This window comes from Nocardia sp. NPDC055050 (assembly GCF_053608345.1).
Window position 1 is genome coordinate 27,471 of sequence record NZ_JBSGVG010000024.1, and the last position, 26,003, is coordinate 53,473.

Annotated in this window: 1 protein-coding gene (only partly in view); it reads right to left on the reverse strand. The window is 70.0% G+C overall.

The whole window is internal to a non-ribosomal peptide synthase/polyketide synthase gene (locus ACWGCN_RS23405) on the reverse strand: the coding sequence, 44,091 nt in all, runs 16,125 nt past the left edge and 1,963 nt past the right edge, and what appears here is coding positions 1,964-27,966, spanning codon 655 (partial) through codon 9,322 (complete); the first complete codon in reading order (the gene reads right to left) occupies positions 25,999-26,001. Both codon boundaries (start and stop) fall beyond the window edges.

The window sequence follows — 26,003 nt, forward strand, 5'->3', positions numbered from 1 at the left end:
GCGGGCGGCGTAGGCGATCATCACGTCGCGGGCCAGCGGGCGCACCGACCAGCCGTCGCCGGAGATGTGGTGCACGACGAAGACCAGCACGTGGGTGTCGGGGTGCGAGCCGTCCATCGAGCCCGCGATGCGCAGCAGTTCGGCGCGCACCGGGACCTCGGCGGTCACATCGAATCCGGCGAGCACGAGTTCGCTGATGCGATCGCGGATCTCGTCCTCGCCGACGGTGATCGGGTGCAGCGAGATCGGCATCTGCCCGGCGGGCAGCACGACCTGCACGCCCTGGCCGTCGGCGGTCTCCGGGTAGACGGTGCGCAGCACCTCGTGCCGGTCGACCACGTCGGCGACGGCCTGGCGCAGGGCGTCGATGTCGAGGTCGCCGGTCAGACGGACCGCGAGGGGGATGTTGTTGACGCCGGTCGCGCTGTCGAAGCGGTTGAGGAACCACATGCGCTGCTGGGCGAGCGAGAGCGGGATCTGGTCCGGGCGCGCACCGGCGACGAGCTCGCGGCGACTGCCGCTGCCCGCGTGGACCTCGACCTTGGTGGCCAGCGCGGCCACCGAGGGCGCCTCGAACAGGGCGCGCACGGGGACGCGGGTGTCGAGGGCGGCACCGAGGCGGGCGACCACCTGGGTGGCGATGAGCGAGTTGCCGCCCAGGTCGAAGAAGTCGTCGTCGAGGCCGACCGCGCGATCACCGGACAGGCCGAGCACCTCGGCGAAGGTGGCGGCGACGATCTCCTCGATCGGCGTGCGCGGCGCACGGAACTCGCGCGCCTCGAACACCGGCTCGGGCAGGGCACGACGGTCGAGCTTGCCGTTGGCGCTCAGCGGCATCTCGTCGATCACGACGAACGCGGCCGGCACCATGTAGGACGGCAGTTGCGCCGCGAGCTGCGCGCGCAGAACGTCGATATCGGTGGTCTCGCCCACGGCGGGGACGACATAGCCGACGAGCTGGTCACCGATGCGAGCGTCCGAACGCACGACCACCACGGCCTGCGTCACGGTGTTGTGCGCGGTGAGCGCGGCTTCGATCTCGCCGAGCTCGATCCGCAGACCACGCAGCTTCACCTGGAAGTCGGTGCGGCCGAGATAGGTGATGACGCCGTTCTCGTCGCGGCGGACGAGGTCACCGGTGCGGTACATCCGTTCGCCGTCGGTTCCGAACGGGTCGGCGACAAAGCGATCGGCGGTGAGGTCCGGTCGGCCGAAGTAGCCGCGGGCCAGCTGGGCACCGGCCAGGTACAGCTCACCGGCGACACCGGCGGCCACGGGGTGCAGGCGCGAATCCAGGACGTAGGCCTGCGAGTTCCAGACCGGCGCACCGATCGGGACGGCGCCGTCGACCTGGTCGGCGACCGGGCCGTGCGTCGCGTGGACGGTGAACTCGGTGGGGCCGTACAGGTTGAACAGCGCCGCGTCGCTCACCTTGCGGAATGCGACGACCGTATCGGCGGTGAATGCCTCACCGGCGATCAGCAGAGCGCGCAGCGAGGACAGAGCTCCGCCCTCGACCGCGGCCTGATCGATGCTGCCCGCGAACACGGTGAGCATCGACGGCACGAACGAAGTCATCGTGACCCGTTGCGCGGCAATGACATCCGCGAGGTACTGCGGGTCGCGGTGACCATCGGGGCTCGCCACGACGATCCGGCCGCCGGTGCTCAGCGGGCCGAACAGCTCCCACACCGACACGTCGAACGTGGCGGGCGTCTTGAACAGCACCACATCGCCGGCGCCGATGCCGTATTCGCCGGTGATCCAGCGGATCTGGTTCACCACGGCCGAGTGCGCCACGGCCACACCCTTGGGGCGGCCGGTCGAGCCGGAGGTGAAGATGACGTAGGCCGGGTGCTGCGGGAGCAGCGGCGCGATCCGATCCGCATCGGTGACCGGAGTCTCCGGGTACGCCGAGAGATCGAGCGCGTCGATGACCAGTGTCGGTGCGGCATCCTCGAAGCCGTCGCGAGTCGTCGTGAGAACCACCACCGGTGCGGCGGTCTCCAGCACGTACGCGATGCGGTCGGCGGGCTGGTCCAGGTCCAGCGGCACGTAGCCACCGCCCGCTTCCTGCACCGCGTAGGCGGCGACGACCAGGTCGATGCTGCGGCGCAGGCCGAGGGCGACCAGGGACTCCGGGCCGACGCCGGCCTCGATCAGGCGATGCGCCAGCCGGTGCACCCGGGAAGCGAATTCGGCGTAGGTCAAGGTTTCGCCGGTGGCGGGGTCGACCATCGCGACCGCGTCGGGCGTGGCCGCGGCCTGGCGGGCGAACTCGTCCACCAGCGTGCCCGCCTCGGACAGCTCACGGGCGGTGTCGTTCCAACCGTGCACGGCCAGCGCGGTTTCCGCCGAGTCGAGCAGCGCGAGATCGCCGACGGCGCGGTTCGGCGCCGCCGCGATGCCGGCCAGCAGGCGGGCGAAGCGGGCACCGAAGCGGTCCATCGTCGCCGCGTCGAACAGGTCGGTGGCGTAGATCAGCTCGGCGACGATGCCCGATGCCTCACCCGGCTTCTCGGTGAGCACGACCTGCAGGTCGAACTTGGCCACGTCGATCGGCAGATCGACGCCGCTCACGGTGAGGCCGGGCAGTTCCAGGCTGGTCTGGCCGGTGTTCTGGAAGGCCAGCATGACCTGGAACAGCGGGTGGCGGGCCTGCGAGCGGGCAGGGTTGATGATCTCGACGAGGCGTTCGAACGGCAGATCGGCGTGGCCGAAGGCGGCGATGTCGCTCGCGCGGACCGCACCGAGCAGGTCGGCGAAGCTCGCGTCGCTGTCGATCTCGGTGCGCAGCACCAGGGTGTTGACGAACATACCGATCAGGTCGTCGAGCGCGCGCTCACCACGGCCCGCGATGGGGGTGCCGATGGCGATGTCGTGCTCGCCGGACAGGCGCGAGAGCAGCAGTGCCAGCGCCGCGTGCGAGACCATGAACAGCGTCGCGCCGCGGGTGCGGGCCAGCTCGGTCAGGGCCGCATGGGTTTTCGCGTCGATCTCGAAGGTGTGGGTGGCGCCGCGGCCGCTGGCGACCGCCGGGCGCGGCCGGTCGGCGGGCAGGTCGAGCTGCTCGGGCAGGCCGTCCAGGGTCGAACCCCAGTACGAGATCTGCTGGGCGATCACCGATTTCGCGTCGTCCTCGTCACCGAGCACGGCGCGCTGCCACAGCGCGAAGTCGGCGTACTGGACTTCCAGCGGACGCCAGGCCGGTTCGGCGCCTTCGACGCGGGCGCTGTAGGCGGTCATCACGTCGCGGGTCAGCGGGCCCATGGAGAAGCCGTCGGCCGAGATGTGGTGCACGACAAGGGCAAGCACGTGTTCGGTGGGGCTCACCTCGAACAGGGCCGCGCGGAACGGCACCTCGGCGGTGACGTCGAACGCGGTGCGTACCAGTTCCGAAAGCCGTTGCGGCAGTTCGGCGGCGGTGGTCTCGATCGGCGCGAGGTCGGGGATGACCTTGCCGGTCGGCACGATCACCTGGTAGCCGGCGCCGGACACCTCCGGGTAGTAGCTGCGCAGCGATTCGTGGCGGGCGAGCACGTCGGCCACGGCCACCTGCAGCGCCTGGCGGTCGAGCAGGCCCGACAGCCGGACGGCGGCGGGAATGTTGTCCACCGCGGACTCGGGGTCGAAGCGGTTGAGGAACCACATCCGCTGCTGGGCCAGCGACAGCGGCACCCGCTCGGGGCGCTGCTGCGGCACCAGCGGCGCGCGGCGTTCGGCACCGGAGTGCGTCTCGGCCCGCGCGGCCAGCCCGGCGACGGTGGAGGACTCGAACAGTTCGCGCACGCCGATATCGGTGTCCAGCGCGGCCGACAGGCGGGCGGCGACCTGGGTGGCGGTCAGCGAGTTACCGCCGAGCGCGAAGAAGTCGTCGTCCAGGCCGACCCGATCCACGCCGAGCACACCGGCGAAGGTGGCGGCGACGATTTCCTCGACCGGGGTGGTCGGGGCGCGGAACACCGCGGCCTCGAACACCGGCGCGGGCAGCGCCTTGCGGTCGAGCTTGCCGGAGGCGTTGAGCGGGAACTCGTCGAGCACGACGATGACCGAGGGCACCATGTAGGCGGGCAGGTTGCCGCCCAGTTCCTCGCGTGCGTCCTCGATGTCGACGGTGCGGCCGGTCGCGGGGATGACATAGGCGACCAACTGGTCGCCGGTGTGCTGATCGCCGCGGACGACGACCACCGACTGAGCGACCTCGTCGAGGCCGGTCAGCGCGGACTCGATCTCGCCGAGCTCGATGCGCAGGCCACGCAGCTTCACCTGGAAGTCGGTGCGGCCCAGGTACTCCAGCTCGCCCTGTTCGGTCCAGGCGACGAGGTCGCCGGTGCGGTACATGCGCTCGCCGTCGTCGCCGAACGGGTCGGCGACGAAGCGATCGGCGGTCAGGTCCGGGCGGGCGACGTAGCCGCGCGCCAGCTGCACACCGGCGAGGTAGAGCTCACCCGCGACACCGACCGGGACGGGGCGCAGACGCGCGTCGAGGACGTAGACCTGGGTGTTGAAGACCGGGGCACCGATCGGCACCGTGTCCACGTCGGTGTCGACGACCTCGTGGAAGGTGACGTCGACCGCGGCCTCGGTGGGGCCGTACAGGTTGTGCAGGGCGGCGCCGGTCAGCTCGCGCAAACGGTGAGCGGGCTTGGGCGGCAACGCTTCACCGGAGGCGAACACCATCCGCAGCGACGCGCAGCGCGCGGCCGCGGCGTCGGCGACGAACACGGCGAGCATCGACGGCACGAAGTGGGTGACGGTGACGCCCTCGGTGTGAATGATCTCGGCAAGGTACGCCGGATCACGATGGCCGTCCGGCTTCGCGACGACCAGCTTCGCGCCGATCTGCAAGGGCCAGAAGAACTCCCACACCGACACGTCGAACGTCGCCGGAGTCTTCTGCAAGACCACATCGGCCTCGGTCAGACCGTAAGCCTCCTGCATCCACACCAAACGGTTGACGATCGCACCGTGGCTGACCGCCACACCCTTCGGACGACCCGTCGAACCCGACGTGAAGATCACGTACGCCGTGTTCGCCGGACGCAGCGGGGCTGTGCGCTGGGCATCGGTGACGCGGGTATCGGTGTAGCCGTCCAGGTCGAGCAGATCGATGCGGACCTGTGCGGTGTCGATCTCCAGATCGGTGCCCGAGGTGAGCACACACACCGGATCCGCCGTCGCCAGAATGTATTCCGTGCGTTCGGCCGGGTGGTCGGGATCCAGCGGCACGTAGGCGCCACCGGCCACGCTCACCGCGTACATGCCGATCACCAGATCGAGCGAGCGGCGCATACCCAGCGCCACATAGGTTTCCGGGCCGACGCCGCGGTCGATCAGCCAGCGCGACAGACGGTAGACCCGCTGGGCGAACTCGGCGTAGGACAGACTCGTGCCCTCGAAGGACAGGGCGGTGGCCTGCGGCGTGCGGGCAACCTGGGCCTCGAACATCGAGACGAGGGTGGCCCGCTGGTCGACCTCGTGCGCGGTGGCGTTCCACTCGCGCACGACGAGTTCGCGTTCGGCGGCATCGAGCAGTTCGATATCGCCCACGGCGACAGCCGGTTCCGTGGTGATCGCGGTGAGCACCCGGATCAGGCGCTCGGCGATGCGGTGCACGGTGGCCGTGTCGAACAGATCGCTGAGGTAGCCGGCGCGGATGCGCAGCTGGGTGTCGAGCTGCGCGATCAGCGACAGCGGGTAGTGGGTGGCGTCGGCGGCGTCGAGACCGGTGACGGCCATGCCGTCGATATCGGCGGCCTGGGCTTTGATGCCCTCGGCGTCGACCGGGTAGGACTCGAAGACGACGAGCGAGTCGAACAGGCCACCGACGCCGGCCGCCGACTGGATCTCGGCGAGGCCGATGTAGTGGTGGTCGAGCAGGTCGGCCTGCTCGCCCTGGGTGCGGGTGAGCACGTCGCGCACCGATTCGGCGGCGTCGAAACGCACGCGCACCGGGACGGTGTTGATGAACAGGCCGACCATGGATTCCACGCCGGACAGCTGCGCGGGACGACCCGACACGGTGGTGCCGAAGAGCACGTCGTCGCGGCCGGTCATCCGGCCGAGCACGATCGACCAGGCCACCTGCAGGACGGTGTTCGGGGTGACGCCGAGGTCGGCGGCCAGCGCCACGAGCCGCGCCGTGGTGGGCTCGTCGAGGTCGAACAGGTACTCGTCGGACAGGGCGGCGATCTCGCGGCTCGCGTCGGGGCGGGCCAGCATGGTCGGCTCGGTGACGCCGCGCAGCGCGTGCGACCAGGCTTCGACCGAGACCGAATGATCCTGACGGCCGACCCATTCCAGGAAGTGTCGGTAGGAGCGGACGGCGGGCAGCGCGCTCGCGTCGCCGTGCAGGGCGTAGAGGGCGAGCAGGTCGCGCATGACCAGCGGCGTCGACCAGCCGTCCAGCAGGATGTGGTGGTTGGACACCACGAAGCGCCATTCGTGCTCGGCGATCTGGATCAGGGTGAAGCGGATCAGCGGCGGGTTGGCCAGGTCGAAGCGGGCAGTGCGGTCGGCCTCGACGAGGTCGGCGAATTCGCCGGTCTCGATGCGGTCGTGTTCGGTCCAGGCCACGCGGGTGGTGTCGAGGACGACCTGCACGGCGTTGCCGTCGTGGTCGGTGACGAACGCGGTGCGCAGGGTTTCGTGGCGGTCGAGCAGCGCCTGGGCGGCGGCACGCAGACGGGTGGCGTCGACGCGACCGGTAAGTGTGAGGACGGCCTGGGCGGTGTAGACGTCGACCGAGGTGGCGGCCAGCCGGGCGTGGAAGAACAGACCTGCCTGCAGGGCGGCGAGCGGCCACACCTGGGTCAGCTCGGGGTAGCGCTTCTCCCAGGTGTCGATATCGCGCTGGGTGGAGCGCACGAGGGCGAAGTCGGACGGCGTGTGGCCGCCCGCGTCGGCCGAATTGGCGTGCCGGGCAACGGCTTCCAGCGCGGTGATCCACAGGTCGGCGAATTCGCGGACCTCGGCCTCGGCGAGCAGGGTGCTCGGGTAGCCGATATTGGCGCTGAGCTTGTCGCCGACGACGATCGCGTTGACATCGAGGGGCGCCATCGCGGGCATGTCGGCGTCGTAGGCGCCGCCGAGGGCGGCCAGCTCGGGCGCGGGGATCCAGCCGAAGCCGCGCAGCGCGTCGGGGACGTCGCTGTCGGCGACGCGGCCGAGGTAGTTGAAGCTGATCTGGCCGGGGAGCTGCGTGGGCAGTTCGACGGCGGTCTCGGCGTTCATGTACCGCAGCAGGCCGTAACCGATGCCCTTGTCGGGCACCGCGAGCAGCTGTTCCTTGACCGCCTTGACGGCCTGTCCCAGCGCCGGACCACCGGCGAGCGCGGCATCGATGTCGATGCCGGCCAGGTCGAGGCGGACCGGGAAGATGGCGGTGAACCAGCCGACGGTGCGCGACAGGTCGGCGCCGGGCGCGACCTCTTCCTCGCGACCGTGGCCTTCCAGACGCACCAGCACCGCGTCGCCGCTCGGGTCGGCGCGGTGGCCGTTGCCGAGCGCGCCGGGACCGGTCCGGGTGGAGCGCCACTTGGCGGCGGCCAGCGCCAGCGCGGTGAGCAGACCGTCGTTGACGCCACCGTGGAACAGCGCGGGGACGGTGGTGAGCAGGGCCTTGGTGACCTCGGCGGACACCTCGACCGGCAGCTTCTCCACGACACCGGAGACGTCGACCGCCGGGTCCATCGGCCGCTCGGTGAGCAGCGGGTCGGGGGTCGCGACGACCTCACGCCAGAAGTCGAGTTCTGCGGCACGGTCGGTGGTGCGCGCCTCGTCCGCGAGGGCGTGCGCCCATGCCCGCATGGAGGTGGCGGGTGCGACGAGTTCCGGCTGCTGTCCGGCGGAGAGCTGACCCCACGCGGACACGAAGTCGGGCACGAGGATGCGCCACGAAACACCGTCGACCACGAGGTGGTGGGCGACGACGATCAGGCGACCGGCCCGACGGGCGTTGGCGGAACCGGCGGCACCACCGGTCGCGGCGGCATCGCTGGTCTGCGTGACCGCCAACCCCTCCGCGGTGGCATTGGTGCCCGCGGCGGTGAGCCCATCCGCGGTGGCTGATCCTGCGTTCAGCTCCGGTTCCAGCCAGACGAAGCGCACGACGACGCCGTTGGCCGGGTCGAGGCGGTCGAGGCCGGCATCCAGCGCGGTGGCGGCGATTTCGACCAGTTCGGCATCGGAGACGGCGGGGTCGAACGAGGTGTGGTCGATGAGCGCGGTGGCGTCGACAGTGCCGGTGGGGGCGGTGTCGACGACCCAGCGGCCGTCGACCTGGTGCAGGCGCGAGCGCAGCATGTCGTGGCGGTCGATGACCGCGCCGACGGTGGCGGCGATGCCCGCGCGGTCGATGCCGACCGGCAGTTCCAGCGCCATGGTCTGGTTGAACCGGTCGAACGAACCGGGACGCTCGGCCATGAACCGCACGACCGGGGTCAGCGGCATCTCGCCGACGCCACCGCCCGGCAGCTCTGCCAGCGTGATCGCGGAAGCCGCCGCGACATCGGCGGTTTCGGCGACCGAGGCCAGGCCGGCGACGGTGCGCTGCTCGAAGACGTTGCGCGGGGAGAACAGCACGCCGCGAGCCTTGGCCCGGGAGACGAGCTGGATGGAGACGATCGAATCGCCGCCGAGCGCGAAGAACGAATCGTCCACGCCCACGCGTTCCACCCCGAGCACCTCGGCGAAGACCTCGGCGATGGTCTGCTCGATCGGGTTGCGCGCGGCCCGGAAGGTGACCTCGGTGGCGAACACCGGCTCCGGCAAAGCCTTTCGGTCGAGCTTGCCGACCGGGGTGAGCGGCACGTGGTCGATCACCATGATCGACGACGGCACCATGTACGCGGGCAGACGATCCTCGACGTGCGCGGTCAGTGCGGCGACATCGATCGAATGACCCGGCGCGGCAACCACATACGCGACCAGCGAGACGGCGCCCGCGGTGCTCTTGTGGCCGACGGTGGTGGCGAAGTCGACGGTCTCGTGCGAGGCGAGGGCGGAGTCGATCTCTCCCAGTTCGATCCGGAAGCCGCGGATCTTGACCTGGAAGTCGGAACGACCGACGTACTCGACGGTGCGCTCGGCGGTCCAGCGCACCACGTCGCCGGTGCGGTACATCCGCTCGCCCGGAATGAACGGGTCGGCGACGAACCGGTCGGCGGTGAGTCCGGCGCGGGCGTGATACCCACGGGCCAGCTGGATGCCCGACAGGTAGAGCTCACCCGCGACACCCACCGGAACGGGCTGGAGCTGGGCGTCCAGGATCAGCGACCGCATGCCGCGAGTCGGCCCACCGATGGTGACCAGCTCGCCCGGCGTCAGCGCGGCGCTGATGTTGGTCATGATCGTGGTCTCGGTGGGGCCGTAACCGTTGTGGAAGGCGCGAGTTGTGCCATCCGCCAAGGGAACTGCCCACTTCGACACCAGATCGGCGGGGACCGCTTCGCCACCGGCGACCAGGACGCGCAGCGAATCGAGGCCGCTGGGGTCGAAGGTCGCCAGGGCGGCGGGGGTGATGAAGGCGTGCGTGACCCGCTCGGTGCGGATCAGCTCGGACAGCTCGTCGCCGCCGTAGACGCCCGGCGGGACGACGACCAGCGCGCCACCGCGGGCCAGGGCCAGCAGCAGTTCGAGGATCGAGGCGTCGAACGAGGGCGAGGCGAAATGCAGTGCGCGCGTGCCGGTATCGAGGGCGTAGCGCTCGGCCTGCTCCTCACCGAAGTTCGCGAGACCGGCATGGGTGACGACGACGCCCTTGGGCACGCCGGTCGAGCCGGAGGTGTAGATGACGTAGGCGGGCTGCTCGGGGGTGGTCGCCCGCACGAGCTCGTCGTCGGCGATCGGCCCGCCGTCGAAACGAGCGAGGTCGAGCTCGTCGAGTACCAGCCAGCCAGCGGCAGCAGCATCCGCGGCCGAGCTGTCGAGTGTCGCCGTCGCGTGCGGCGTGGATTCGATACCGGCGGCATCGCGCGGCGCGATGTCCGGAAGTCCGCCCAGCACAGAGGCGACAGTGATACCCAGCGGCGAACCGGAGTCGGTGACCATGTGGGCGATGCGGTCGGCGGGGTAGGTCGGGTCGACCGGGACGAAAGCGGCGCCGGTCTTGGCGACGGCCCACGCTGCCAGCACCGAGTCGGCCGATCGCGGAACGCCGATCGCGACGAGATCCTCGGCGCCGATGCCCTCGGCGATCAGCAAGCGCGCCAAACGGTTCGAGCGTTCGTCGAGCTCGGCGTAGGAAACACTGGTCCCCTGGAACACGACGGCGGTGCCGGTCGGGTTCTGTGCGACGGCGTCGGCCAGGAGGTTGCGCAGGGTACGTGCGGGCACCGGCGGTTCGCCGACCCGGAACACCAGGTCGGACCGTTCTGCCGCGTCGAGCACGTCGATCGCGCCGACCGTGATGTCGGCATCGGCGGCGACGGCCTCGAGGACTCGCTGCCAGCGCACGGCGATGCCGGCGACGGTGTCCTCGTCGAACAGTTCGGTGGCGTAGTTCAGTGCCAGTGCCATCCCGCCGTGGCCGGGTTCGCCCAGCTCGGAGAGGGTGAACTGCAGGTCGAAGCGGGCAACGCTCTCGTCGAGGTCGAGCGCCGACACTGCCAGGCCGGGCAGTTCGAGGGTGGTGCGGTCCAGGTTCTGGAAGGCCAGCATCACCTGGAACAGCGGGTTGCGCGACTGCGAGCGCTCGGGCGCGAGCAGTTCGACCAGGCGCTCGAAGGGCACGTCGGCGTTGCCGTAGGCGTCGAGGTCGGTCTTGCGGGCCTGCTCGAGCAGGTCGGTGAACGTCTCGGCCGGGCGCACGCCGGTGCGCAGCACCAGGGTGTTGACGAACATGCCGACCAGGTCGTCGAGGGCCTGCTCACCGCGACCCGCGATGGGGGTGCCGATGGCGACGTCGTCGGAGCCGGACAGGCGAGCCAGCAACACCGCGAGGGCGGTGTGCATGACCATGAACAGCGACGCGCCCTGGCGGCGGGCGATCTCGTCGAGCGCGGCGACGAGTTCGGGCGAGAGCTCGCGGTGCACGGTGGCGCCGCGCAGCGAGGCGATGGCCGGACGCGGGCGGTCGAACGGCAGGGTCAGTTCGTCGGGGACACCGGCGAGCTGGGACTGCCAGTAACCGACCTGGCGCGACATGAGCGAGTCGGCGTCGTCCTCGGTGCCGAGTACGGCGCGCTGCCAGATCGCGAAATCGGCGTACTGGACGGGCAACGGCGCCCAACCGGGGGCAGCGCCCTGGGCCCGGGCGGTGTACGCGCGCATCACATCGCGGGTCAGCGGCGCGATCGAGAAACCGTCGGCGGCGATGTGGTGCACGACCACGACCAAGACGTGTTCGGTGACCCCACCATCGATGTGCTCGGCACCCGCGGCCTGCTCCGTGTCAGCGGTGCGACCCGTGTGGCCTGCGGCGGCGACCCGGAAGAGGCGGGCGCGCATCGGAACCTGTTCGGCCACATCGAAACCGGTGGAGACGAACTCGGTGACGGTCTCGAACAGCTCGTCCTGCGCGATCGCGATCGGGCGCAGGTCCAGCGAAATGCGCTCCGCGGCGACGATCTGCTGTACCGGGGTGCCGCCGTGTTCGGGGTAGCGGGTGCGCAGCGACTCGTGCCTGCGGACCAGGTCGGCCAGCGCCAAAGACAGTGCCTCGGTGTCGAGTTCGCCGGTGAGGCGGATCGCGACGGGCAGGTTGTAGGCGGCAGAGGTGGTGTCGTACTTGTTGAGGAACCACATGCGCTGCTGCGCGAACGACAGCGGAACCAGTTCCCCTTCGGCCCGCTCACGGGCAACCAGCGCCGCGCGGGCGGTGCCGCCGGTGTGCGATTCCACCCGTGCCGCGAGGGCTTCCACGGTGGACGCTTCGAACAGCGCGCGCACCGGGACCGTCGCGCCGAGCGCCGCACCGATGCGGGCGACCACGCGGGTGGCGATGAGCGAGTTGCCGCCGAGGTCGAAGAAGTCGTCGTCGACACCGACGCGATCCAAGCCGAGCACATCGGCGAAGACCGCGGCCACGGCTTCCTGCACCGGTGTGACCGGCGCGCGGAAGGCCCGCGCCTGCACCGCGGGAGCGGGCAGCGCGCGGCGGTCCAGCTTGCCGTTGACCGTCAGCGGGATCCACTCGAGGCGCACGAGCGCCGCCGGAACCATGTAGGCGGGCAGCTGTTCGGCCGCACCGCTGCGGATGGTCTCGAGGTCGGGTTCGAGGTCGCCCTCGGCGACCACGTAGGCGACGATCCGCTGGTCACCCGGCTGATCCTCACGCACGATGACCGCGGCCTGGGCGATGCCCGGCTGCGCGAGCACGGCGGCTTCGATCTCACCGAGCTCGATGCGGAAGCCGCGAACCTTCACCTGGTCGTCGGCGCGGCCGAGATATTCGAGTTCGCCGAAGCGGTTCCAGCGCGCGAGGTCGCCCGAGCGGTACAGGCGCGAGCCACCCTGGTTCGGGCCCGCGAGGGGATTGGCGACGAAGCGGGTGGCGGTCAGGTCGGGGCGACCGAGGTAGCCGCGCGCCAACTGCGGTCCGGCGACATACATTTCGCCCGCGACACCCACCGGCACCGGCCGCAACCGGTTGTCGAGGACGTACACACCCAGACCCGCGATCGCCCGGCCGACCACCGAACCGGCGGCGGCGGCAATGGTTTTCGCGTCCAGCGCCCGGAACGACACGTGCACCGTGGTCTCGGTGATGCCGTACATGTTGACCAGCGTCGGCGAGCTGTCACCGTGGCGCGCGACCCAATCCGACAGGCGGCGCAGCTCGAGGGCCTCGCCACCGAACACCACATAGCGCAGGGCCAGCGGTTCCAGGCCCGGTCCGGCGTTGCGGTCGGCTTCGGCCAGCTGGTAGAACGCCGACGGTGTCTGGTTGAGGACCGTCACCTGTTCCACGCGCAGCAGTTCCAGGAACTGTTCGGGCGAACGCGAGGTGTAGTAGTCGACGACGATCAGCGAGCCGCCGAACAGCAGCGGGCCCCACAGCTCCCACACCGAGAAGTCGAAGGCGTAGGAGTGGAACAGCGTCCACACATCGCGCGGGCCGAAGCTGAAGTCGCGATCGGTGTTGGCGAACAGGCGCACCACATTGCGGTGCGCGACCGCGACGCCCTTGGGGCGGCCGGTCGAGCCGGAGGTGTAGATGACGTAGGCGACATTGTCCGGCGAGAGCGGGGCGAGCCGGTCGGCGTCGGTGATCGGGGCGTCGTCGGCGTCTTCGACATTGCCGGTTTCCACGGCGAATCCGTCGAGCACCACCGAGGGCAGGTGCTCGGGCACCCGCACCTGGACGGTGGAATCGAGGACGACGCTGGTGGGGCGCGAGTCCTCGAGCACGTAGGCGATGCGCTCGGCCGGGTAGGTCGGATCGACCGGCACGTAGCCCGCACCGGTCTTCACGACGGCGAGCAGCGCGACCACGAGATCGAGCGAACGCGGCAGGATCACCGCGACCAGCGATTCCGGGCCTGCGCCGTCGTCGATCAACCTGCGCGCCAGCACATTCGCACGGCGATCGAGCTCGGCGTAGGTCAGCGACTCGACGCCGAACTTGGCGGCGATCCGGTCAGGGTAGGCGGCGGCCGCGGCGTCGAACAGATCGACCAGGGTCGTGTGCTTGTTGCCGAACAGGCCACGCCGGTAGCCGGCGGGGGTGCTGGCGTCGTGGATGACCGGCAGACCGATGGCGTCGGGACCGGAGGACACCCAGCGCTGCGCGACATCACGCTGTTCGGCCTCGCCGAGCAGGTCGATGTCGCCGACGATCACGTCGGGGTTCTCGGCGACGCTGCGCAGGATGCGGACCAGGCGGTCGCCGAAGGCGGCGACGGTTTCGGCGTCGAACAGATCGGTGGCGTAGTTCCACGACAGCGCGAGCGAGCCGTCGGCGGCTTCGCCCACGGTGAGCTGCACGTCGAATTTCGCCGTGCCCGGATCGAAGTCGACGACCTCGAGATCGAGGCCGGGCAGTGCGATGGTGCCCGCGTCGGCGGCGGTGGCCGCCTCGAAGGTGAGCGCCACCTGGAACAGCGGGTGATGCGCCTGTGAACGGGTGGGGCTGAGCACGTCGACGAGGCGCTCGAACGGCACATCGGCGTTGGCGAAGGCGGACAGGTCGACCTTGCGGATCTGATCCAGGAGGTCGCCGAAGCTCGCGCTCGAGTCGACCTCGCTGCGCAGCACCAGGGTGTTGACGAACATGCCGACCAGGTCGTCGAGCGTGCGCTCGCCGCGACCGGCGATGGGGGTGCCGATGGCGATGTCGGTGCTGTTGGACAGGCGCGCGGCCCAGGTGGCCAGTGCCGCGTGCATCACCATGAACAGGGTGACGCCGCGGGCGCGGGCGATCTCGGTCAGCGCGTGGTGCAGGTGCGCGTCGACCGAGAAGCGGTGCAGGTCACCGGCGTTGGTGGCGACCTCGGGGCGCGGCCGATCGGCGGGCAGCTCGAGCTGATCGGGCAGATCGCGCAGTTGCTCGGTCCAGTAGGCGAGCTGGCTCGCGGCGACCGATTCGGGATCGGACTCCGCACCGAGGATCTCACGCTGCCACAGGGTGTAGTCGGCGTACTGGACTTCCAGCGGCGTCCAGGCGGGGTTCTCACCGCGGGTGCGCTCGGTGTAGGCGATCACGACATCGCGCAGCAGCGGACGCAGCGAGAAACCGTCACCGCTGATGTGGTGCATGACCAGTACGGCCACGTGGTTCCGGTCGTCGACGCGCAGCAGGCTCGCGCGGAACGGGACTTCGCGGGTCACGTCGAAGTGCACGCTCGCCAGTTCGATCACCCTGGCCACCACGTCGCTCGCGGCGACCGGCTGGGCGGCCAGCGCGAAACGGACCTCGTCGGCGGGCCGGATCTGCTGGTAGCCCGCGCCTTCCTCGACCGCACCCGAGGCCACATCGGCTGCCGGGTAGAAGGTGCGCAGGGACTCGTGCCGGGCGACCACGTCGGCGATGGCCGCCTCGAGCGCGGCGACATCGAGGTCACCGGTGAGGCGGATCGCGACCGGGATGTTGTTGACGGCGGTGCGGTTGTCGAAGCGGTTGAGGAACCACATCCGCTGCTGCGCCTGCGACAGCGGCACCAGCTCGGGCCGCGGGCGGGGAGCCAACGGGATGCGGCCACCACGACCGGTGTGTGTTTCGACCCGAGCAGCCAGCGCGGCCACCGTCGACGCCTCGAACAGCGCGCGCAGCGGCACCTGGGTATCGAGCGCCTCCGACAGCCGGGCCGCGACCCTGGTGGCGACCAGCGAGTTGCCGCCGAGTTCGAAGAAGTCGTCGTCGAGGCCGACCTGACCGGCGCCGAGCACCTCGGCGAAGGTTGCGGCGACGATCTGCTGCACCGGGGTGACCGGCGCCTGGAAGGTGCGCGCGGCGAACACCGGAGACGGCAGCGCCTTGCGATCGAGCTTGCCGGAAGCATTGAGCGGGAACGCGTTCAGCACCACGTACGCGGCGGGCACCATGTAGACGGGCAGCTCCGCGCCGAGTGCGTCCTTCACCGCGTCGGTGTCCACGGTGGCGCCGGTCTGCGGGACGACGTAGGCGACCAGCTGATCGCCGGTGTGCTCGTCGGCACGGACCACGACCACCGACTGGGCGATCTCCGGCAGCGCCGTGAGCGCCGCCTCGATCTCGCCGAGTTCGATGCGCAGACCACGCAGCTTCACCTGGAAGTCGGTGCGGCCCAGGTACTCCAGCTCGCCGGCCGGCGTCCAGGTGACGAGGTCACCGGTGCGGTACATGCGCTCGCCGGGCGCGAACGGGTCGGCGACGAAACGATCCATCGTCAGGTCGGCACGACCCACATACCCGTGGGCCAGCTGCACGCCCGCGAGGTAGAGCTCACCCGCGACACCCACCGGAACCGGCCGCAGCCGCGAATCCAGCACGTACAGACGGGTGTTGAACACCGGGGCGCCGATCGGCACCGTTTCGATGTCGGCATCGGTGACCTCGTGATAGGTCACGTCGACCGCGGCCTCGGTGGGGCCGTAGAGGTTGTGCAGCGCGGCGCCGGTCAATTCGCGCAGACGCTGCGCGGTCGGCGCGGGCAGACCCTCGCCGGAGGCGAACACATTGCGCAGCGAAACACACTCGGCGGCCAGCGGTTCGGTGACGAACACGGCCATCATCGACGGCACGAAGTGCACCGTGGTGACCTGTTCGGCCACGATCAGCCGGGCCAGGTAGGCCGGGTCGCGATGCCCGTCCGGCTTGGCGACCACCAGGCGCGCGCCGACCTGCAAGGGCCAGAAGAACTCCCACACCGACACGTCGAAGGTGGCGGGGGTCTTCTGCAGCACCACGTCGGCGGCGGCGAGGCCGTAGGCGGCGTGCATCCACACCAGGCGGTTGACGATCGCCGCGTGGCTGACCGCGACGCCCTTGGGGCGACCGGTCGAGCCGGAGGTGAAGATGACGTAGGCGGTGTTGCCCGAGCGCAGCGGGCGGTGCCGGTCGGCGTCGGTGACCGGCTCGGCGGAGTGGCCGGACAGGTCGAGCTGGTCGATGCGGACCTCGCGACCGGCGGCCGCGGGCAGGCTCTCGCCGGAGGTGAGCACGCAGACCGGTTGCGCGGTCTCGAGGATGTGCTCGATGCGCTCGGCCGGGTGATCGGGGTCCAGCGGTACGTACGCGCCACCGGCGGCGGACACGGCGTACATGCCGACCAGCAGATCGATCGAGCGCCGCATACCGAGTGCCACATACGATTCCGGGCCGACGCCGGCGTCCTTGAGCCAGCGCGCCAGCTGACGCACGCGGCCCGCGAACTCGGCATAGGACAGACTCGTCCCCTCGAACGTGAGCGCGACCGCGTCGGGGGTCCGGGCGACCTGCGCCTCGAACAGCGCGTGCAGCGTGGCCGGTTCGTCGTCACTCGGCGTGCTCAGCGCGGCGTCGACGGCGAATTCGGTGTCGTTCCAGCGATCGAGCACCAGGGTGCGCTCGGCGGAGTCGAGAAGCTCGATGTCACCGACGGGAGCCGAGGGGTCGACCACGACGGCGGTGAGCACGCGCAGCAGGCGGGCGCCGAAGGTCGCGGCGAAGCCCGCGTCGAAAAGATCTGTCGCGTAGACGAGTTCGGCATCCATGTGGCTGTCGTCGTCCGCGGGGACCTCGCTGAGCGCGAGCTGCAGATCGAACTTCGCCATGTGCTGGTCGATGCCCAGCTCGGAGACCGTGAGGCCGGGCAGTTCCAGGGTGGTGCGACCCAGGTTCTGGAACGAGAGCATCACCTGGAACAGCGGGTGGCGCGACTGCGAGCGCGCCGGGTTGAGCACCTCGACCGGGCGCTCGAACGGCACGTCGGCGTGCGCGAAGGCCGCCAGATCGTGCTCGCGGACCTGACCGAGCAACTCGGCGAAGGTGGCGCCCGGATCGACCTGCGCGCGCAACACCAGGGTGTTGACGAACATGCCGACCAGATCGTCGAGTGCCTGCTGACCACGGCCCGCGACCGGGGTGCCGATGGCGATGTCGGGGGTGCCCGACAGCCGCGACAGCAGGACGGCGAAAGCGCTGTGCACCACCATGAACAGGGTGGTGCTGTGCTCGTGGGCGACCCGGTTCAATGCCTCGACGAGCTCGCCCGGCACTTCGAAGCGGTGCGTGCCCGCCTGGTAGCTGGCCTGCGCGGGCCGCGACTTGTGGCCCAGACGCAGTTCGTCGGGCAGATCGGCGAGCGCGCCGCGCCAGTGCTCGAGCTGCTCGGAGATCAGCGAGGTGGGATCGGTTTCGTCGCCGAGGATCTCGCGCTGCCACAGCGCGTAGTCGACGTACTGGATGTTCAGGGGCGGCCAGCCGGGTTCGGTGTTCGCGGTGCGGGCCACGTAGGCGGTCATCAGGTCGCGCACCAGCGGACGCAGCGAGAAACCGTCGGCGGCGATGTGGTGGACCACCATCACCAGCACGTGTTCGCGCTCGCTGAGCTCGTAGACCCGAAGGCGCACCGGCGCGTTCGCGGTGACGTCGAAACCGCGACGGGCGAACTCGTAGAGCGAGATCGCCATGTCGGTCTCGTCGGCCTCGATCAGCTCGACGTCCGGAATCGAGCCCGCGGCGGCGAGCACCTTCTGGTAGGCGGTGCCGTCGGCCATGGCGGCGCGCCCCGACTCGGGGGCGACGTACACCGGGTAGACCGTGCGCAGGGTTTCGTGGCGGGCGACCACGTCGGCGACCGCGCCGCGCAGCGCGGGCAGGTCGAGCAGGCCCTGCAGGCGGACCGCGACCGGGATGTTGTAGGTGCCGGTGTCGGCGACGTCGAAGCGGTTCAGGAACCACATGCGCTGCTGCGCGAGCGACAGCGGCGGATACTCGGGACGCTGACGGGCCGTGAGCTCGGCGCGCAGACCGGTGCCCGCGTGCGATTCCACGCGGGCGGCCAACGCGCCGACGGTGGGCGCCTCGAACAGGGTGCGCACGCCGACCTCGGTGTCGAGCGCCGTGCTCAGGCGCGCCGCGACCTGCGTGGCCACGAGCGAGTTGCCGCCGAGGGCGAAGAAGTCGTCGTCCACACCCACGCGTTCGGCGCCGAGCAGGTCGGCGAAGATCTCGGCGACGATCTCCTCGATCGGGGTCGAGGGCGCACGGAACACCTTCGCCTCGAACACGGGCGCCGGCAACGCTTTACGGTCGAGCTTGCCGGACGCGTTGAGCGGGAAGGCATCCAGCACGACCAGGGCCGACGGCACCATGTAGGCGGGCAGTTCGGTGGTGATGCCCGCTTTCACCGCGGCCACGTCGAGGGCCGAGTCCACCTCTGGCACCAGGTAACCGACGAGCTGGTCACCGGCGTGCGCGTCGGAGCGCACGACGACGACCGACTGCGCGACACCCGGCTGCGCCAGCAGGGTCGCCTCGATCTCACCGAGTTCGATGCGCAGACCGCGCAGCTTCACCTGGAAGTCGGTGCGGCCCAGGTAGTTCAGTTCGCCGTAGGTGAGACCGTTCTCGCCCGACACCGCGGTCCAGGTGACGAGGTCACCGGTGCGGTACATGCGCGAGCCCGCCGCGCCGTACGGATTGGCGACGAAGCGGTCGGCGGTCAGGTCGGCCCGGTTGAGATAGCCGACAGCCAGCTGATCGCCCGCCAGATAGAGCTCTCCCGCAACACCGGGCGCCACGGGGTGCAGGCGCGAATCCAGCACGAACACCCGGGTGTTCCACACCGGGCGCCCGATCGGCACCGACTCCACATCGGCGTCGACGACCTCGTGATAGGTGACGTCGACCGCGGCCTCGGTGGGACCGTACAGGTTGTGCAGACGGGCGCCGGTGAGCTCGCGCAGGCGCTGTGCGGTGGGCGCGGGCAGCGCCTCGCCGGAGGCGAACACCTGTCGCAGGCGCACCGCGTCACCGTTGCCGTTGCTGCCGAGGGTCGAGACGAACACCGACAGCATCGAGGGCACGAAGTGCGCGGTGGTGATGCCGCGTTCGGCGATGATCTGGGCCAGGTACACCGGATCGCGGTGGCCGTCGGGCTTGGCGACGACCAGGCGGGCACCGGTCTGCAAGGGCCAGAAGAACTCCCACACCGACACGTCGAAGGTGGCCGGGGTCTTCTGCAAGACGGCGTCGGCGGCGTCGATCGGGTACTCGTGCTGCATCCACAGCAGGCGGTTGACGATCGCTGCGTGATCCACCGCGACGCCCTTGGGGCGGCCGGTCGAGCCGGACGTGAAGATCACGTAGGCGGTGTTGGTGGCCCGAATCGGTTGCACGCGTTCGGCATCGGTGATCGGCGCACCGCTGAAGTCGGCGGGCGAGAAGATGTTCTCGACCGCGTGCACGGTGACGCCGTCGGACTCGAACGCGTCGCGGCGGCTGGTGAGCACCAGTCGCGGCTGCGCGGTCTCGATGATGTGGCCGATGCGGTCGGCGGGCTGATCCGGGTCGAGCGGCACGTAGGCGGCGCCGGTCTGCAGCACCGCGTACATGGCGACGACCAACTCCGTGGAACGCCGGATCGCCAGTGCCACATTGTCACCGGGGCCCACGCCGTCGGAGATCAAGCGGCGCGCGATGCGGTTGGCCCGCTCCTGCAGCTCGCGGTAGGACAGCTCTTGCTGCTCGAAGACCAGGGCGACGGCGTCCGGGGTCCGCTCCACCTGCGCGTCGAACAGCGACATCAGCGTCGCGTGCGGGACGGCGTGCGCGGTGTCGTTCCAGTCGACGAGGACCTGCGCGTGCTCCTCGGGCGCGAGCAGATCGATGTCGCCGACGAACACCTCGGGATCGGCGACCACCGCGGCGAAGATGTTGTCGAGCCTGCGGGCGAACGCGGCGACCGTCGATTCGTCGAAAAGATCGAGCGCGTACGAGAATTCGGCCGCCATACCGCCGACGCCACCGTCGGTGTCCTGGACCTCGGTGAGCGTGAGCTGCAGGTCGAACTTGGCCAGCTGCGGGTCGTAATCGATTCCGCTCACCGCGAGACCGGGCAGCTGCAGCGAGGCCTGCTTGTTGTTCTGGAACGACAGCATCACCTGGAACAGCGGGTGGCGCGACTGCGAACGGGCCGGGTTGAGCACCTCGACCAGGCGCTCGAACGGCACGTCGGCGTGGGCGAAGGCCTGCAGATCGGTCTCGCGGGCCTGGGCGAGCAACGTGGCGAACGGGGTGGCGCCGTCGACCTGTGAGCGCAGCACCAGGGTGTTGACGAACATGCCGACCAGGTCGTCGAGCGCCTGATCGCCACGGCCCGCCACCGGGGTACCGATCGCGATATCGCTGGAGCCGCTGGCACGGGCCAGCAGCACCGCGAGGGCGCTGTGCATGACCATGAACAGCGAGGCGTTGTAGCGGCGACCCAATTCGACCAGGGCACGCTGGGTTTCGCTCGCGATGACGAAGCTGTACGTGCCGCCACGGTAGGACGCGGCAGGCGGGCGCGGGTGATCGGCCGGGAGGACCAGCTCGTCGGGTAGGTCCGCGAGTTCCTTTGCCCAGTAAGCGATCTCGGAGGAAATCAACGACTGCGGATCGTCCTCGGAGCCGAGGACCTCACGCTGCCAGAGCGAGTAGTCGGCGTACTGGACCGGCAGTTCGGCCCAGGTCGGCGCCTCCCACGAGGTGCGGGCCGCGTACGCCATGATCACATCGCGCGAGAGCGGCGCCATCGACCAGCCGTCGGCGGAGATGTGGTGCACCACCATGCCGAGCACGTACTCGGACTCCGACACCTCGAAAAGCCGTGCGTGCAGCGGCACTTCGCTGGTCACGTCGAACGCCATGGACGCCAGATCGATCAGGTGATCGATGAGGTTGTCCTCGGTCACCCGGTACGGGGTGAGGTCGGGAACGATCTGCGCGGCGTCCAGGATCACCTGCACGGGGCCGGTGCCGGAGTCGGGGAACACGGTGCGCAGCGACTCGTGGCGGTCGATCACGTCGATGACCGCGACCTGCAGGGCGGCTACGTCCAGGTCACCGGACAGCCGGATCGCGACCGGGATGTTGTTGACCGCCGACGCGGTGTCGAAGCGGTTGAGGAACCACATGCGCTGCTGGGCCAGCGACAGCGGCACCCGGTCGGGGCGTTCGCGGGCGACCAGCGCCTTGCGCGCGCCGTCACCGGCCTGCGACTCCACCCGGGCGGCCAGCGCCGCCACCGTGGGGGCCTCGAACAGCATGCGGACCGGGACCCGGGTGTCCAGGGCGATGCCGATGCGGGACGCGACCTGGGTGGCGATCAGCGAGTTGCCGCCCAGTTCGAAGAAGTCGTCCTCGACACCGACCCGGCCCAGTTCGAGCACGTCGGCGAAGATCTGCGCGACGATCTGCTCGATCGGGGTGGTGGGCGCGCGGAACTCGCGCACCTCGAACACCGGCGCGGGCAACGCGCGACGATCGAGCTTGCCGTTGACGGTCAGCGGGACCGCGGCGAGCACCATGATCGACGAGGGCACCATGTACGCGGGCAGACGCTGTGCGACATGGTCGGTCAGTTCGGCGATATCGATCGAACTGCCCGGCACCGCCACGACATAGGACACCAGCGAGGTGCTGCCGCCCTTGTTCTTGTGACCGATGCTGACCGCGAAGTCGACTGTCTCGTGCGAGGCGAGCGCGGAGTCGATCTCGCCCAGTTCGATACGGAAACCGCGGACCTTCACCTGGAAGTCGGAGCGGCCGACGTACTCCACGTTGCGGTCGGCGGTCCAGCGCACCACGTCACCGGTGCGGTACATCCGCGCACCGGGGGCGTAGGGGTTGGCGACGAAACGGTCGGCCGTGAGCGAGGCGCGCGCGTGGTACCCACGCGCCATGCCGACGCCGCCGATGTAGAGCTCACCCGCGACACCGACCGGCACGGGGCGAAGTCGGTCGTCGAGGATCAGGGTGTGGACGCCGCGGATGGGGCCGCCGATGACGACCCGCTCCCCCGGGATCAGCCCTTCGCTGAGGTTGGACGCGATGGTGGTCTCGGTGGGCCCGTAGACATTGCCCAGCATGCGGCGCGAACCATCGGGCAGGCGCACGGCCCACTTGGCGACCAGTTCCGACGGGACCGCTTCACCACCCGCGGCGAGCACCCGCAGGTGATCGAGGCCGCGGGCGTCGAAGGTGGCCAGCGCGGCCGGGGTCACGAACGCGTGGGTGACCTGTTCGGTGATGAGGATGTCGCGCAGTTCCTCACCGCCGTACACACCCGGCGGGACGACGACGAGCGTGCCGCCGCGACCGATGGCGAGCAGCATTTCCAGCACCGAGGCGTCGAACGACGGCGAGGCGAAATGCAGTGCGCGCGTGGTGGAGTCGAGCGAGTAGAGGTCGATCTGCTCGGCGCAGAAGTTGGCGACGGAGGCGTGGGTGACCACGACGCCCTTGGGCACACCGGTGGAACCGGAGGTGTAGATCAGGTACGCGGGCTGCGCGGGATCGGTCTGGCGCACCAGTTCCCGCGGCGCGAGGGGGGCATCGGAAATACCGGTGAGGTCGATGTCGTCGACCACCACCCAGCCCACCGAATCAGGGAGTTCATCGGCTTCACCGGTGACCGTGATGCCGACGGACACACCGGCATCGGTGATCATGTGGGCGATGCGGTCGGCCGGGTAGTTCGGGTCGACGGGCACGAACGCGGCACCGGTCTTGGTGACCGCCCACACGGCGAGCACCGATTCCAGCGAACGCGGCACGGCGACGGCGACGAAATCCTCGGCGCCCAGACCCTGCTGGATCAGCAAGCGCGCCAACTGGTTCGAGCGACGATCGAGTTCGCCGTAGGAGACAGCGGTCCCCTCGAACACCACGGCGGTCGCCTCGGTGTCGCGGGCGGCCTGGGCGATCAGCTGCGGCAGCGTGCGCGCCACCGCGGCGGGGGCGCCGAAGCGGGTGACCAGGTCGGCGCGTTCGGCGTCGTCGAGCACGTCGATCGCGCCGACGGTGACAGCCGGGTCGGCCAGGATCGCGTCGAGCACGCGGCGCCAGCGCAGCAGCAGCTCTTCGACGGTCGACTGATCGAACAGGTCGATGGCGTAGGTGAGCACGCCGGTCATGCCCGACAGCGAGCCGGTGCCGGTGTGTTCCTCGGTGAGGGTCCACTGCAGGTCGAACTTGGCCATGTCGACCTCGACCTCGTCGGCCGTGACCGTGAGACCGGGCAGCTCCAGGGTGCCGTGCGACATCTCCTGGAACGACAGCACCACCTGGAACAGCGGATGGCGGGCCTGCGAGCGCGACGGGTTGAGCACGTCGACGAGCCGCTCGAACGGCACATCCGCGTTGGCGAACGCGCTCAGGTCGGTTTCGCGGGTGCGGGTGAGGAATTCGGTGAACGGCTGGGTGGGATCGACGTCGGAACGCAACACCAGGGTGTTGACGAACATGCCGATCAGGTCATCGAGGGCCTGCTCACCACGACCGGCGATGGGGGTACCGACGGCGATGTCGGTGGTGCCCGACAGGCGCGCGAGCAGCACCGCGAGGGAGGCGTGCACCACCATGAACAGGGTGACGCCGTTGGCACGGGCCACGGCGGCGAGCTGTTCGTGGGTCTCGGCGTCGATCTCGAAACCGACGCGCGCGCCACGGAAGCTCTGCTGCTGCGGGCGCGGGCGGTCGCTGGGCAGGTCGAGCTGGTCGGGCAGGCCCTCGAGGGCGCTCTTCCAGTAGTCGAGCTGACGCGCGGCCATCGAAGCCGGGTCGGATTCGGCGCCGAGCAGTTCGTGCTGCCACAGGGTGTAGTCGCGGTACTGGACCGGCAGCGGCAGCCAGGCCGGAGCCTGGCCCGCGGCGCGAGCCAGGTAGGCGGTGGCGACATCGCGGGCCAGCGGGCCGAAAGAGAAACCGTCGGCCGCGATGTGGTGCACGACGAAGGCGACCGCGTATTCCGGGGTGCCCGCACCGTGACCGTTGGACTCGGCGGTTCCACCGGCCACCTTGAAGATCTGCACGCGGATCGGCAGTTCCAGGGTGACATCGAAGCCGGTGGAGGCGAAGTCGATCAGCTCGTCGCGCAGCCGCGACTGGTCGATCGGGGTCACCGCGATGCCGAGGTCGAACTCGTCGGCGCCGAGTACGTGCTGGAAACCGCCGTCGGCGTCGGGGAAGATCGTGCGCAGCGATTCCTGGCGCACCACAACATCATTGAGCGCGGCGATCAGGGCGTCGACGTCGACGCTGCCCTTCATCTGCACCACGAACGGCAGGTTGTAGGTGGGTGCGGTGGGGTCGAACTGGTTGATGAACCACATCCGCTGCTGGGCCAGCGACAGCGGCACCTGCTCGGGACGCGGCTGCGCGACCAGCGGCGGACGCGCGGCGGAAACATCGGCGGGGGTGACGGATTCGGCCCGCGCGGCGAGTCCGGCCACGGTCGGGGTCTCGAACAGCGCGCGCACACCCAGCTGGATACCGAAGGCGGCGCCGATGCGGGCGACGACCTGCGTGGCGACCAGGGAGTTGCCGCCCAGTTCGAAGAAGTTGTCGTCGGCGCCGACGCGTTCCTGGCTCAGCACATCGCCGAAGATGCCGGCCACGATCTGCTCGGCCGGGGTGCGCGGTGCGCGGAAATCGCCTGCGGCAGCGGTGAAGACGGGTTCGGGCAGCGCCTTGCGATCCAGCTTGCCCGAGGTGTTGAGCGGGAACGCGTCGAGCACCATGATCGACGCGGGCACCATGTATGCGGGCAGCTTCTCGGACACGAAACGAGTCAGCGTCGCCGGGTCGGCGGACTGGCCCGGCGCGGGCACGATGTAGGCCACGAGCTGCTGGCCGGTCGCGGTGTCGACCACGAGCACCGCGGCCTGGCTCACGGTCGGGTGCGCGAGCAGGTCGGTCTCGATCTCGCCGAGCTCGATGCGCTGACCGCGGAACTTCACCTGGAAGTCGGTGCGGCCGATGTACTCCAGCACGCCCTCGGCGTTCCAGCGCACGAGGTCGCCGGTGCGGTACATGCGCTCGCCGGGGGCGCCGACGGGGTTGGCGACGAAGCGGTCCGAGGTCAGGTCGGGGCGGCCGCGGTAGCAGCGGGCCAGCTGTCGACCGGCCAGATACAGCTCACCCGGGGCGCCGATCGCGGCCGGGCGCAGCCGTGAATCCAGTACGTAGACTTCGACATTCCACTCGGGGATACCAATCGGCACCTGCGTGGTGTCGGCTTCGGTGGCCTCCCAGTAGGTGACCGAGACCGCGGCCTCCGTGGGTCCGTACAGGTTGTGCAGGCCGGCGTCGGAGATCGCGCGCAGACCCGCGGCGGTCTCCGGGGGCAGCGCCTCACCGATGACGAAAACCGCACGCAGCGAGGCGCATTGAACCTGCGTGGCATGCGAGACGAAGACGGTGAGCATCGACGGGACGAAGTCGGTCACGGTCACGCCGTGGCGTTCGATCATGTCCGCGACGTAGAGCGGGTCGCGGTGGCCGTCGGGGCTGGCGATGACCAGTTTCGCGCCGACCATCAGCGGCAGGAAGTAGCCCCACAGCGACACGTCGAAGGTGGTGGCGGTCTTCTGTAAGTAGACGTCGTCGGCGGTCAACC